This is a genomic window from Planococcus sp. 1R117A, assembly GCF_051417975.1.
Classification (GTDB): domain Bacteria; phylum Bacillota; class Bacilli; order Bacillales_A; family Planococcaceae; genus Planococcus; species Planococcus shenhongbingii.
The window spans coordinates 129614-142956 of the sequence record NZ_JBPRLO010000007.1 but is presented as its reverse complement, the minus strand read 5'-3'; the positions used below and the strand labels follow the sequence as shown (position 1 = coordinate 142956).

Here is a 13343-nt window from a genome sequence, read left to right as displayed (position 1 = left end):
TCCAACGATTGGAACTCTGTTTCAGCATTCAACTATACAAGGAGAAACAGCAAAGTAAATACCTCATGTGTTTTCTGTCCCCGTCTTATTTCTTCAAGATTTGTCCCAGTGCCTGATCGAGCGTTTCGTATTTAAACTCGAATCCTGCACGTTCCAGCCGTTCCGGAAAGACCCAGCGGCTTTTCAAGATCAACTCGGTTTCAGTGCCCAGCGCTACAGCCCCCATTTCGAGCATCCATTTGGCTGCCGGCAGCCCGAGTTTCCGGTTCATCGCCTTGCGCATCAATTCCATCAGCTCGCGGTTGGTGACAGGGTTTGGAGCAGAAGCGTTAATGATTCCACTTAAATCTTTATGGTCCAGCAAAAATAAGATGATGCGGAAGACATCTTCGATATGGATCCAGCTGAACATTTGCTTGCCTTTGCCTTGTTTGCCGCCAAGGCCAAAACGCACCATGTTTTTATACGGTTCCATGACGCCGCCTTCACCAAGTACGATTGCCATGCGAAGCGCCGCTTGACGAGTCTTAGGGAGCTGGAAAGCGAAAAATGCCTGTTCCCAGGCCTGGCCAACTTCAACGGAAAATCCGCTGCCAAACTCCCCTTTTTCTTCCGTCATCGGCCGGTCTTCCGCATGCCGGTAAATTGTCGCTGTGCTTGCATTGACCCAAAGCGGCGGTGGATTTTCACAAGCTGCCACCGCGTTGCCAAGAAGCTGTGTCGTTTTCGTCCGGGATTCCAATATCTCTTTTTTGTTTTTCGCGTTGTAGCGGCAATTGACCGATTTGCCCGCAAGATTGACAACCAGTTCCGCTCCTTCCAATGCTGCCACGATGCCCCTATGGTCATTCCATAAAATCTGGTTGGATTGGCGGGAGATTATGTGAACTTCATAGCCTTGTTCTTTAAATTGTTTCTCTAAATATTGGCCGATAAAACCCGTTCCGCCAGCAATCACAACTTTCTTTTTCAAGCCATTCCCTCATTTCTGTTCAGTTCTAAATTTCCAGTCATTTCTTATTGTACATGACGAAGGGAACAGCTTGAAGGGTGCATAGATTTTATGCAAAGCAACCTATTAGCCATACTTTTTCTGATGTTCTTTTTTGCGTTTCAAATAATCTTCATCTTCCCTGATTTCATCCCATTTCTTTTTGAAAATCGCAGCAGACTCAGCTTTGACTGGATCGATTTGCCGTTCCTTGATCGTCCTGTCTTCGTTGTATTTTCGGCCGCCTTTATAATTGGTATAGCGCCGGGCGCGCGTATAGCCCATCTGGATAAATTTCCGCGCCATGTCCATCCCGACAAAATCATCCTGCTTGCGGTATTCCTCGAACATCTCATAAATCCTTTCGCACGATTCCTGAGCGATTTCCGGCGTCTTAAAACGCCAATGCGGCAAAATCTCACTTTTATACGGTTCTACCAACAGCACGCCTTGCTCTCCTTTGCCGACACGATAAAGTTCCGGATGCTCCCGGAGATCCAAATTTTCATAATCGTGACTGTAATCAAACGCCATCTGCATGCACTCCTTTTTGTTTTTATACCCTGCTTGAATGGGAAAAATGCCTGAAATTCGATTGGGTAGTGTAGAGGGGAATATTCAGCGGCTTTTGGCTGTGGCCAAAAGCCGACTTTGTTAGAAAGAGGGCTTCGTTCTAGCGAAGCCCTTTTCCATTCAATCTTTTGAGCTTTCGATTTAGAAAGGTGTCTTTTGGAAGAATACCGATAGAAACTTGAGAAACGCTGATTGAAATGTCCGAAACGTCGATAGAAATTCTTTAAACGCTGATAAAAACGAGCGAAACGCCGATTGGAATCCAATTAACGCCGATAAAGCGATGCAATCAGCGGAAAAGGCCATACTGTCTCTGTCGTTGCATCGCTTCGCTAGCTTCGAGACATGAAAGGGCGCTGCACGTCGCAAAGCAATTGGCGGAATATTGGATAAGAGATATCCCTAATACAAATTTCAACTTTCTCAACAAGCAGAAAAGCAGAACATCCTCCAGGAATGTTCTGCTTTTATTTATTTTCAGAAGCAAATTGCTGCTTCAAAAGCTTCTGCATTTTGTCTGCCTGAAGAGGCTTGCTGAAATAATACCCCTGGACTTCGGTGCATTCTTTTTCAACCAGGAAGTCCACTTGCTCTTTTGTTTCAACACCTTCCGCGACAATGCATATATCCAGCGCTTTCGCTAATGTAATAACTGCTGAGACGATAGCCGCATCGTCCTGGTTCTGTGGCAGATGCCGGATGAACGATTGATCTATTTTAATGGCATCTGCCCGAAATTGCTTTAAGTAAGTCAATGAAGCATATCCGGTGCCAAAATCATCGATCGACACTTTCACGCCGAGCTTCTGCAAGCTCTCAACCGCTTCCTGGATCACGGATTCATGGCTGCTCAGCACACTTTCAGTAATTTCAATTTCCAGACACTCCGCCGGCAGCTCCATTTCATTTAAGATCGATTGCACGAGAGCCGCTACGTCTTGTTTGATAAACTGTTTGACCGAAACATTAACCGCTACACGGATATCAGGCCCTTCTGCCGCTCGCCATTCCTTCACTTGCCGGCAAGCAGTCCGCAATACCCAAGCGCCTAATTCCAAGATAAATCCGCTTTCTTCTGCCAGAGGAATAAAAGTTGCCGGGCTGATGCTTCCTTTTTCCGGATGATTCCAGCGGACTAGTGCTTCCATTCCACTGATGCGCTTTTTCTTCAAGTTGATTTTAGGCTGGTAATGAAGCTCGAACTGCTGCAGTTCCAATGCTTTGCGGAATTCGCCTCTTAACATATATAGTTCATGCGCTTTGTCGTCCATGGCAGGGTCATACACTTTGCTGGCATTGCCGCCTGTTGCTTTTGCATTGTACATCGCTACATCCGCATTTTTCATCAAAAGCCCAATTGTCTTGCCGTGCTTGCCAAACTGGCTAATGCCGATGCTTGCAGTTACATGGAACTCTTGTCCTTCAATCATCAGTGGTTTTTCAATTTCTTTCAAAATTTGTTCTGCAGCAAGGAGTACTTGCTGCGCATCAGTGACGTCCTGAAGCAGCAGGATGAATTCATCTCCGCCCATTCGAGAAACGATGTCTTCTTTACCAATCGCTTTGCCGATTCTTTTGGCAACTTCCTGAAGCAAAATATCTCCGAAATTATGGCCGAATGTATCATTCAGCGATTTAAACTGGTCAAGATCCACAAACATAACAGCCAAGTCTTCAGTTTGCCGAATCATATTTGCAAACACTTCTTTAAAATATCGCAGGTTCGGCAAATTGGTCAGGGCATCGTGATTGGCTAAAAACTGAATCTCCTCTTCGTGCCGGCTGCGCTCAATCGCCAGTCCGGACAGGTAACTGAACGTCTTCAGCATGTCAATTTCAATATCCAACGGTTCTCTGACTTCATGGTAGTAAACTCCGAATGTCCCGAGCAATTCATCTTTAGTGGAAAGAATCGGCATTGACCAGCAGGCACGGATTCCATAGCGGACAGTTTCCTGGCTCCATCGGGACCAGGAAGCAGCCTTTTCAATATCCGTTACAATTGCAATTTTTTTGGTATAAGATGCATGGCCGCACGAAGCGAGATGAGGACCTACCGGAAATCTATCAATCACTTTGATGAATTGTTCAGGCAATTTTGATCCATAGCCAAAACGCAGCCAGTCATGCTCTTTTTCATAAAACATGACGGTACAAATACCTTTAGATATTTTCTCCACAACTCCGATGATATAATGCATGATTTCTCCCAGCGGATCCCCTACCGCAATCTTGGCCAAAATCACAGTTTGTTCGTTTCTTAGCTGTTCCAACAAATTCTTTTCCGTCACATCTTTAACCATACCGTGGATGCCAATAATTTTTCCATTCAATTTTGCCGGAAGCGTAGTGATTTGCACATCTTTGATTTTTCCATCTTTGCAGCGCAATTTAGACTCGTAGCATTGGGGAATTCCCTGTAATACTTTGTCAAAGCATCTGATGGCTTCATCAAGCGCTTCAGGAGCAAGCACGGAACGAAAGTTCATGCCAATCAGTTCTTCCCTGCTATAACCGCTGATTATCTCGGATTCTTGATTAACATCCAAAATATTGTCTTCTTTATCAAGCGAATAAATTCCATCCGAATGGTCGCGGAATAACGATTTGTACATCTGTTCATGTTCCAGTAAGCCTGTGATATCCCTGCCCATGACAACAAGTGCATCCGCAGTCCTTTCTGAATCATAAATCGGTATTTTGATTACGTCGAAGATCCGTTCTACACCATCAACCGTGATAGTTTCAGCAGTCTGAATCTGTTCGCCGGCTTGCCATGCCCGCCGATCAGATTCAAAAAAACAAGATACGTATTTTTTATAATGAGGGTAGATATCGCCTACTTCTTTATCCGTCTTGCCGATTACTGCATCTCTGTCTATCCCGAAAATCTCAAGCGTTCGAGCACTCACTTCCATCCACCGGCTTTTTGGATCTTTTAAGAGAATAATGTCGGGACTTGCATTGATAATCGTTTGGACGGGCAAATTGCGTCTACTGTTAAGCATTTATGTTCAACTCACTTTTCTGTTAGAGAGAATAGAGTTTCCTTTATCCCAAGCCTTGTCGCCATATGATATTCCCTTTAATCCCCTTTTTTAATGAGCAAGACAATTAGGTAATTATAAATTACAAATGCCGCTTATTCTACGATTATATTTTCCTGTTTTATCAAAAGACGTTCAATGAAATAACCCGGACAAAAGAATTTAAAAGGAACTATAAAGACTGCTATGCGAAATGCAGTGATGAAATTTCTTTCAGTTTAAGTATTAGAGTCATCTTATTATGGAGAAAATATCTAATTTATTTCTCCGATTAGATATTTTTGTGGAATATTTTGAGATATAATGGAATAAATAGTGATATTGGGACTACTATTACTTTAACAAGGAGGAAATTATTTATGAAAAAGCCTATTTTCGATGCACTTCAGCAAGAAAAGGAAAATCAGTCAAAAGTAGAGTTGATGGATCGATGCATTTCTTCATTAGAAGGTGAAATCAATGGCCTCGTAATTTGCAGGGCCATTCAGCAAGCTTTTGGGATGGATTTGTATAAAGCTCGTATATTGGATAAAGAACTCGCCCTGCAGGCAGTCCATCTTTCCTCTCCCACTCTTCCGCCATCCGCAGCAGCAATAGACATCTACATAGAACAGCATGGCCAGGCCGTATCCGGTTCTGAAATCCGGGCAATGCTCAACCGAATATTCGGCACAAATCTGGAAGGCATCTCCGCCTTGCACCAGCAGCGAATTTCACTCTACTCGAAAGATCAGTGGATTGTCCGAAATGACAAGGATTTATTTCTCGTCCATACCGGAACAAACGATGTTGATGTAAAAGTCGTTCCGACTGCCTATTTCACTGAAAAAACCGGAATGGACAGCTTGCCTGAAGAATTGCAGCAGGAGTTATCCAACCTCGGCTTTTCTTTTGATGAACAAGTGGACGCTTATTACTTCTGCAATCCGAACGGAAAAGCCGTTCTTGATTTGTTTAAACGCCAGACAATGGGCGCTATCCACCGAACGATTCAAAAATCTTATGCCACTTTATAGAACAATCCCCTTTTCACTAGTGAAAAAGGGGATTGTGTTTTTATTTACCAAATGATGACAGAAACTTCACACGATCTCCCATTGGCGGTGTATTATTATCGACCAATGCCACTTCAAGGACTGCTGGTCCGTTCATATTCATGAGTTCTTCAAGGATTTCCGGATTCAAATCTTCCATTCCATCCATTCTGTAACTTGGAATATTCATCGCTTTGGCCATTGCCGAAATATCAATCGGCTCCTGCTCAAATGCAGCATGGACACGCTTGAATTGCAGTGCATGCCCATGATAAACCATCCCAAGGCGTGCATTGTTCATCACCACAAACAAGATCGGCAGATTGTACTCTTTCGCAGTCAAAATCTCCATGCCGTGCATAAAGAAACAACCGTCTCCGGTAATCGCTACAGTCGGGCGCTCAGGCTCCGCAAACTTCGAACCGATCGCTGCACTCAAGCCGCTGCCCATTGCTCCAAAATGGACATTGATGTCAAAGGTCCCTTCATCTTTCACTTCCATATGGTGGATAACATAAGCCATGAATTCACCGATATCAATTGTATAGCGAGTTGAAGCCGGCAAATATTCCTGCAGTTTCAGCAATACGTTTTTGGTGCTGTATTCTTCAAGGTTTGCTGGTGCTTCCTTGGATTCTAGAGGCTCCATCGTTTTGGCAGACAAACCGAGCGCCTTCAGTTCTTCAATCAAAAATACCAAACTTAGTTGAATATCGCCTAGCACAGGCACATCCACTTCGTATTTGCGGTTAAAGACCGACGCGTCGAAATCCAGCTGCACCAAGAAACGGTCTTTTGCCATATTGGCGTTGTAATTGTTCGTCGCCGTTTCACCCAGGCTCGAGCCAACTACCAATAAAGTCTTCGCGTCGCCTTCATTCATCAATTTTGATGCTCCGTCGTTTCCGGCAAAACCGAAAACTCCCGCAAACAGCGGGTGGTCATGGCGGATGATTCCTTTTGCCTGAGGAGAAACCATAATCGGCCAATCCAACAGCTCTGCCAGCTCAATTAGCTGTTCAATTGAATTTCTTGCTCCCTGCCCTGCAAATATATAACCGCTCTTCCGCTCCGCCATTTCCTTAGCGGCTGTTTTGATTGCCTCAAGATCCGGCACCATATTTTCCCGCTTTGCCGGAGCCGGAATTTCCACTTCGCCTACTTGGCTGTGCTGGATGTCGATCGGCATCGCGACATGCACGGGTCCTGGCACGCCAGAAATCGCAATTTCGGTTGCTTTGACAATTTCTTTCAACAAGTCATTGGCATCAGTCACCGTCACGCTGTATTTTGTCACAGATTTAAAGACAGGATCAGCATCCAATTCCTGTGAAGCGTTCAATCCCATTGTGTTGACCGGAACCGCTCCTGTTAAAAACAGAACAGGTAGATGTTCACGCATGGCATTGGCTGCACCAGTCACCAAATTAGTGCCTCCAGGTCCGCTGCTGCCGATGCAAACGCTCAATTGGTTGCTGTATTTCGCGTAGGAAGCGGCCATATAGCCAGCGGCTCCTTCGTGCTTTGTAACGACTGGTGTAATTTCTGGCATATCGTAAAGCTCGTTGAAGAATCCATTGACAGAACCTGCTGGAATACCGAAAACGTGCTTAACACCCATGCCTTGTAAATACTCTAATACTAAACGAACTGCTTTCATTTTTTAGCCTCCTGGTTTAATGTAATGTGTTGCTGTTGCTGTATAAGTACTTGTTAGCTAAATCTTTTGCTTCGATTGGTCTGCTGAAAAAGAATCCTTGCATGGTGTAGCACTCTTTAGACATTAAGAAATCCAATTGTTCCTGAGTTTCAACACCTTCAGCAATCACGTTCAGCTTCAGGTTTTGGGCTAAAGTAATAATGGTGTCGGTTATGGCAGCATTGTCGTTGTCATGTTCAATATCTTGGACGAATGAGCGGTCAATTTTCAGCGCATCGATCGGGAAGTTTTTCAAATAACCCAAGGACGAATACCCGGTACCAAAATCATCGATGGCAATTTTAACACCCAGCTGTTTTAATTGCTTCATTTTTTTTATGGTCACTTCGGTATTCCGGATCAACTGATTTTCAGTCAATTCAATGTGCAGGTTCTCAGGAGTGATTTCATATTCTTTTATAATGTCCCGGACCATGGATACCAGATTATCTTCTTCAAACTGGCGGCCAGACAAGTTCACCGAAATACTCAGAGATGTATGGCCTGCTGCATGCCATTCTTTCAACTGCCTGCAGGCGTTTTTCAAAACCCATTTGCCGATTGGAATGATCAATCCTGTTTCTTCCGCTATTGGAATAAAGTCCACCGGTGAAATCATGCCTTCTGTTGGGTGCATCCATCTGAGCAGCGCTTCCGCCCCGATCAGCTGATTGGTCTTGCTGTCTATTTGCGGCTGATAATAAATGACCAGTTCGTCGTTATCCAATGCTTTGTATAAAGCATTCTCCAATTTGATGCTTTCCAGATTCCGGTTGCTCATATCGCTTTCAAAGAAGTGATAATAAGTTCCCGATTTTTCTTTGGATCTATACATCGCGGCATCGGCATTTTTTATTAAGGTTTCAGCCGTATCTCCATCTTGCGGATACATGCTGATGCCGATGCTCGTTTTAATGTAAACTTCGTTGCCTTTTAATGAATAAGGCTTTGAAAAGGCATCCATTACATCTTCCAGAACATTTAAAACATCTTTTTTGCTTTTTACATTTGGCAGCACTATCGTGAACTCATCGCCACCTTGCCGCGATACAATGGCTTCGTCTGGAACGCTGACTCTTAAACGCCCTGCCGATTCCCTCAATAAAATATCTCCGTAGCTATGCCCAAGACTGTCGTTGATCAACTTGAAGCGGTCCAAGTCCAAGTACATTATGGCCATTTTTTTACTTTTATATTTTGCAGCAGCCAGTTCCTGGTTTAACCGGTCATTCAATAGCACCCGGTTTGGCAAATCCGTCAAGCTGTCATAATAAGCGAGGTATTTAATCTCTTCTTCCAGTTTTTTGCGTTCTGAAATATCTTTGAAACTGACTACTTCGCCGAGAATGTGGTTGCCGTCTTTTATCGAAGAAATGACATATTCCACTGAAAAACCGGAATGGTCTTTCTTGAAAAATTGCTGGTTGGGTTCAAAATAAGCCGTTTCGGAAATAGGTGCTTTCTTTTTCCCAAAAATGACTTCGGAAGATTTCCCAATCAGCTCTCCCGATTGATATCCAAGCATCGATTCGCTTGCCGGGTTGCAGAAAGTGATCCTTCCTTCAAGATCCAATCCGAAAAGCCCATCTCCGGCTGAGTTCAAAATCAGCTCGCGTTCGCGGCTTAAATTCCCTAATTCTGCTACTACCCGTTCAAGCTCATTGTTCTTAATCCGGATTTCAGAAGTTCTTTCTTCAATAATGACTTCCTGTTTCTCCATATACAAAAGGTTGGACAAAGTCGAGGCTGTGGCATCCGCTAAAGACTGTGCCAGCTGCATATCCGCTTCTTTGAAAGAAAGTTCGTTTTTCTCGAATTCCGGAACAGCCAAGGCCCCTAAAACTTCGCCCATGGCGATCAATGGCATCATGAACATGCCTTTTATGCCGAAGTTTCTGCATACTTCATGGTTCGGCCGGTCGTCTTCAAAAACATTGGGAATCAAAAGCGGTTTTTTTGTTCGGATTACTTCTTTGAACACGCCATCACTTAATGTGTCGAACTGTGCCTTGTTATGTGTAGCCAACCAGTCTTCTTCTGACCAGTGGCTGTCTTTGCTCAGATTGGCAGGCTGAATTTTTTTCTCAGCCTGCGGATCCAGCAAATGGACCCCGACGTTGTAATTGTTCAATACATCTCCGACATAAGAAAAACATTTATCCAAAGCTTCCTTCATCGTCGAGCACATTGACAGTTCCCGCGTGAAATCAAGCAACACTTGTTTTTCCGCCAATAAATTTTCTTTGTTGCTTAAGTTGGTGGCATTGCGGATGGCAACGCCTGCCATATTGACGTAAGCTTCGACCGTCTGGATTTCTTCATCTTTTAAATCCATCGGAATCCCGTAGTCGAATAAAAACACCAGGCCGAACAATTCGTCTTCATACGTAATCGGCAGCCCAAGAAGCGATTTAATCTGGAAACTAGAGACAGCCCGCGGGTCGGGGCGGTCATCCCTGGAAGTATCCGGGATGTAAATCGTTTTCTTTGTTTCCATTACTTCTTTTGCCAGCAAATCATATTCCATATCGATAAAATGCATATCCAGCGTCATGCCATTTATAATTTCAGGCTTTCCAACATATCCCCGGAAATCTCCGTTTTCTTCCGGCAAGTAAATCCCGACCGAATCACATTGAACAATTTCCTCAGAAATCGCTGTAATTACATGTTCCAGCACTTCCCTCAATTCGAGTTTCGTGTTTATTAATTTCGTAATTTGCGCAAGCCGAGAATACCGTGTTTGTTCTTTTCGCATTCATACGCTCCTCAGTTCTATTAGTTGATCAGCACAATATAATGGATAATTCCAATAAATACCTTACTTATTTTAATTTTAACACTTTTTTGGAATAAATATACTGTTTAAATACAATACTTCTGCATATCCTACCACAAAATCTAGTTATATTGAATTAAAAATCCATCAGCCTTTTGTACTGATTATCCATAAAAAAAACTGCCCACAAATGTGGACAGTTCTAATTACATTTTTACTTCTATTCCTGAATCTGCCGCCTGTGCTTTTGCAAAAACACCCTTGGCGACTGCCAGATCAAAATATGCCGCTCCGACGGATTTGAAGAACGTGATTTCCTGTTCCGATTCGCGTCCAGCTTTATCGCCTTCTATAAGTTCGCCAAGTTCGGCATAAATATCATCAAACGACCAATTGCTGTTTTGGGCGCAGTGGATCAATTCGCCGGCTTCTTCCTGCACACCTGCCAAGTCATCCGCAACGATCTTATCTGTCCGGGACACCGTGACTTCATCCACTTCCCGCATGCTTGGCAAGTAGGAACCGACTCCATTGATATGGGTGCCTGGCTGCAAATCCCGGCCATCAAAAACAGGATCATTGGAACGGGTGGCGCAGCAGATGATGTCTGCTTGCTTGACCGCTTTTTGGACGTCCGTTTCGACTTCGTACGGAATATTCACTCCAAAAGCTTCCAATTTTTCACCGAAGGCTTGTGCCTTCTCAGGTGTCCGGTTCACCAGGATGATGCGTTCAATCGCACGGACCTCGAGCACACCGAGCACTTGTTCAAACGCCATCGCTCCGGTGCCGATGACGGTAAGGATTTTACTGCCCTTTCTTGCCAGGCGCTCAGTCGCGATGGCACTTAAAGCTCCGGTGCGCAAACGCGTTAAATAGGAAGCTGTCATAAGTGCCACGTGCTGGCCGTCTGTTGCGTCCGTCAGCAAAATCATGCCTTGTGTCGTCGGCTTTCCCTGCGCCGGATTTCCCGGAAAAATCGTCACGATTTTCACTCCGGCAATATCTCCAGCTAAATCGGCGCTCGGCATATAAAGAGATGATGCCTGGCGTTCAGGGAAATCCAGAACGATGCGATGCGGATTAGCAATCTTGCCTTGCTGTTTCGCTTTTAAGATGACAGTAATGTCTTGGATGGCATCTGTCATTTGATAAGTTTCCTGAATCTGCTTTTCATTGATGATGAGCATGGTTTCCTCCTTTAAAGAAAGTGGCTTATACTCGGCTTTCTTTCACTGCCACTTTCGGCGCTGCTTGTTTTCCGCTTAAATCTTTCACTGCCCAAATAGCGGCAAGTGAAATTAATGCGGTGATGATGATGTAAATGGCAACTGGCACATAAGAATTATCAAAGCGAGCCAGCAGCGCTGTTGCGACAAGCGGCGCTGTTCCGCCTGCCAATGCTGCCCCGATCTGGTAGCCGAGCGTTACGCCCGTATAGCGGACTTTCGCTTCAAAGATTTCAGAGAACATCGTGCCGAGCACCGCGGTAATCGGCGCCCAAATGATTCCCAGTCCGATAATCGTTGCTACTACAAGCAACAACACTGATCCTTGCTGCAGCATCCAGAAATATGGGAAAGCGAATAACGCCATTGCTACAGTTCCGGTAATATACATTCTTTTGCGTCCGACTTTATCGGACAGCGAACCCATGATTGGGATTAAAATCGTTGTAATGACGGTTGCAATCATTACCGATCCCAGCGTCGCGGTTTGCGAAAACCCGAGAGTCGTTGTCGCATACGATACAACAAACGTACCAAAAATATAAAATGGTGCTGTTTCAACCACTTTCGCGCCAATTGCAATCAGCACTTCGCGCCAATGGTATTTCAATGTATCAACAATCGGCAGTTTCGGAATTTCTCCCGATGCCTGCACTTTCTTGAATTCCGGTGTCTCATCGATTCCTTTACGGATCCATAAACCGAAAATGACTAAAAATGCGCTCAAGATAAACGGTACGCGCCAGCCCCATGTCATAAACGCCCCGTCTGGAAGCAGCGTCATCACCCATAAAGCGAGAGTTCCCATGACCATCCCGATGGTTACACCCATTTGCGGAATACTGCCGAAGAGCCCGCGCTTTTCAGGAGGAGCATATTCCGTCGCAAGCAACAGTGCGCCACCCCACTCGCCGCCAATTCCAAGCCCTTGCACCAAACGCAAGGTGATCAATAAAATCGGAGCCCAAATGCCAATCGCTTGATACGTCGGCAATAAGCCCATTCCGAATGTCGCAAGTCCCATCAAACTTAATGTAATGACCAAGGTTTTCTTGCGCCCGATGCGGTCACCGATATGGCTGAAAATAATGCCACCGAAAGGCCGGATGAAAAATGACAGCGCAAATGACGCATAAGCCAGCATCAGTCCGACTGTCGGATCTTCATTGACAAAAAATAATTGATTAAAAACAAGTGCTGCCATCGTTCCATATAAGAAATAGTCAAACCATTCAATCGAACTTCCCACTAAACTTGCCGTTAAAATACGCCGTGTTTGCTTTTTGTCCATACTGTTTCCCCCTTGAATAAAATAATAGAAATTGAAGTCCCACTTCAATTCATCCCCTTTTATCAGTTTAGACAGTTACAAATTTTCTGTCAACAGGTTTTGTTTTTCATTGCTGTGATTCTTTCAAGTAAGGTATGATGAAACAAGATATCACAATAAAGCGAGGAAATGCATATGCCTACTGGTTCAATAGGTACCACTTTAAAAGGCCTTCGCAAAGAGCGGAAAATGACATTAAAGGAATTGGCTGATGAAACCGGAGTATCCATCAGTTTTCTGTCGCAAGTGGAGCGCGGAAAATCGAGTGTCACTTTGGAATCGCTGCGGAAGATTTCGGATGCTTTGAAAGTAGACCCGAGCACTTTTTTTGCAGACGGCAATGCAGAACAGGACGACCTGGCTGTCCGCCTGGAACGATTCTTCTATAAAGATTTATCAAACGGCGTGAAAGAAGCGGGCTTTTCCCCGATCCTCGTCACTTTGCAGCCCGGAGAAAACAAGGGCAATGCGTTCGCGCACAATGGCTATGAATTTATTTTTGTCGTGGAAGGTGTGCTGACGGTGGAAGTCGACGGCCAGCGATTTGAACTCCCTGAGCAGCAATCCACGCTGTTCGATGCCCGCAAAACCCATTACTGGTTCAACATGACCGAACGGGATGTCCGATTTCTGGTCGTCTCATCAAAAACGATTTAAGGAG

General features: G+C 44.6%; 9 protein-coding genes. 2 read left to right on the top strand and 7 right to left on the bottom strand.

Annotation, left to right across the window (positions count from 1 at the left end; all coding sequences use genetic code 11):
- Positions 1 to 85: 85 nt before the first annotated feature.
- The 3 genes from ACSFXN_RS17995 to ACSFXN_RS17985 form a co-directional block, all read right to left on the bottom strand.
- Entirely contained in the window at positions 86 to 973 is an 888-nt protein-coding gene (locus ACSFXN_RS17995) for a TIGR01777 family oxidoreductase (protein WP_437151565.1), read from the bottom strand.
- Between the two features lie 105 nt (positions 974 to 1078).
- Positions 1079 to 1525: a DUF4385 domain-containing protein gene (locus ACSFXN_RS17990; RefSeq protein WP_437151563.1), complete on the bottom strand. Its 447-nt coding sequence runs from the start codon at positions 1523 to 1525 to the stop codon at positions 1079 to 1081.
- Between the two features lie 506 nt (positions 1526 to 2031).
- Positions 2032 to 4572, bottom strand: a complete 2541-nt coding sequence (locus ACSFXN_RS17985; protein WP_437151561.1) for a bifunctional diguanylate cyclase/phosphodiesterase — start codon at positions 4570 to 4572, stop codon at positions 2032 to 2034.
- A gap of 398 nt (positions 4573 to 4970) precedes the next feature.
- Between ACSFXN_RS17985 and ACSFXN_RS17980 the strand changes: the two genes are divergently transcribed.
- Complete coding sequence (locus ACSFXN_RS17980; protein ID WP_437151560.1) at positions 4971 to 5627, top strand: hypothetical protein; 657 nt, start codon at positions 4971 to 4973, stop codon at positions 5625 to 5627.
- A 40-nt stretch (positions 5628 to 5667) separates the two neighbouring features.
- Here the strand turns inward: ACSFXN_RS17980 and ACSFXN_RS17975 are convergent, their stop codons facing one another.
- From ACSFXN_RS17975 to ACSFXN_RS17960, 4 genes are all read right to left on the bottom strand, one after another.
- Positions 5668 to 7305 carry a thiamine pyrophosphate-binding protein gene (locus ACSFXN_RS17975; RefSeq protein ID WP_437151558.1) on the bottom strand — a complete coding sequence of 546 codons (1638 nt, stop codon included), beginning with the start codon at positions 7303 to 7305 and terminating at the stop codon, positions 5668 to 5670.
- Between the two features lie 16 nt (positions 7306 to 7321).
- Positions 7322 to 10102, bottom strand: a complete 2781-nt coding sequence (locus ACSFXN_RS17970) for an EAL domain-containing protein (RefSeq protein ID WP_437151556.1) — start codon at positions 10100 to 10102, stop codon at positions 7322 to 7324.
- 227 nt (positions 10103 to 10329) lie between these two features.
- Positions 10330 to 11313 carry an ornithine cyclodeaminase family protein gene (locus tag ACSFXN_RS17965; RefSeq protein WP_437151555.1) on the bottom strand — a complete coding sequence of 328 codons (984 nt, stop codon included), beginning with the start codon at positions 11311 to 11313 and terminating at the stop codon, positions 10330 to 10332.
- A 25-nt stretch (positions 11314 to 11338) separates the two neighbouring features.
- Entirely contained in the window at positions 11339 to 12643 is a 1305-nt protein-coding gene (locus tag ACSFXN_RS17960; protein ID WP_437151553.1) for an MFS transporter, read from the bottom strand.
- Positions 12644 to 12817: 174 nt separating this feature from the next.
- Here ACSFXN_RS17960 and ACSFXN_RS17955 point away from each other — a divergent pair, with 174 nt between their 5' ends.
- Positions 12818 to 13339, top strand: a complete 522-nt coding sequence (locus tag ACSFXN_RS17955; RefSeq protein ID WP_437151551.1) for a helix-turn-helix domain-containing protein — start codon at positions 12818 to 12820, stop codon at positions 13337 to 13339.
- The last annotated feature ends 4 nt before the right edge of the window (positions 13340 to 13343 follow it).

Excerpts from the sequence above, each read along its gene's own strand:
- ACSFXN_RS17985 (WP_437151561.1), bottom strand. The coding sequence starts at position 4,572 with ATGCTTAACAGTAGACGCAATTTGCCCGTCCAAACGATTATCAATGCA.
- ACSFXN_RS17980 (WP_437151560.1), top strand. The coding sequence starts at position 4,971 with ATGAAAAAGCCTATTTTCGATGCACTTCAGCAAGAAAAGGAAAATCAG.
- ACSFXN_RS17955 (WP_437151551.1), top strand. The coding sequence starts at position 12,818 with ATGCCTACTGGTTCAATAGGTACCACTTTAAAAGGCCTTCGCAAAGAG.
- ACSFXN_RS17990 (WP_437151563.1), bottom strand. The coding sequence starts at position 1,525 with ATGGCGTTTGATTACAGTCACGATTATGAAAATTTGGATCTCCGGGAG.
- ACSFXN_RS17975 (WP_437151558.1), bottom strand. The coding sequence starts at position 7,305 with ATGAAAGCAGTTCGTTTAGTATTAGAGTATTTACAAGGCATGGGTGTT.
- ACSFXN_RS17970 (WP_437151556.1), bottom strand. The coding sequence starts at position 10,102 with ATGCGAAAAGAACAAACACGGTATTCTCGGCTTGCGCAAATTACGAAA.
- ACSFXN_RS17965 (WP_437151555.1), bottom strand. The coding sequence starts at position 11,313 with ATGCTCATCATCAATGAAAAGCAGATTCAGGAAACTTATCAAATGACA.
- ACSFXN_RS17960 (WP_437151553.1), bottom strand. The coding sequence starts at position 12,643 with ATGGACAAAAAGCAAACACGGCGTATTTTAACGGCAAGTTTAGTGGGA.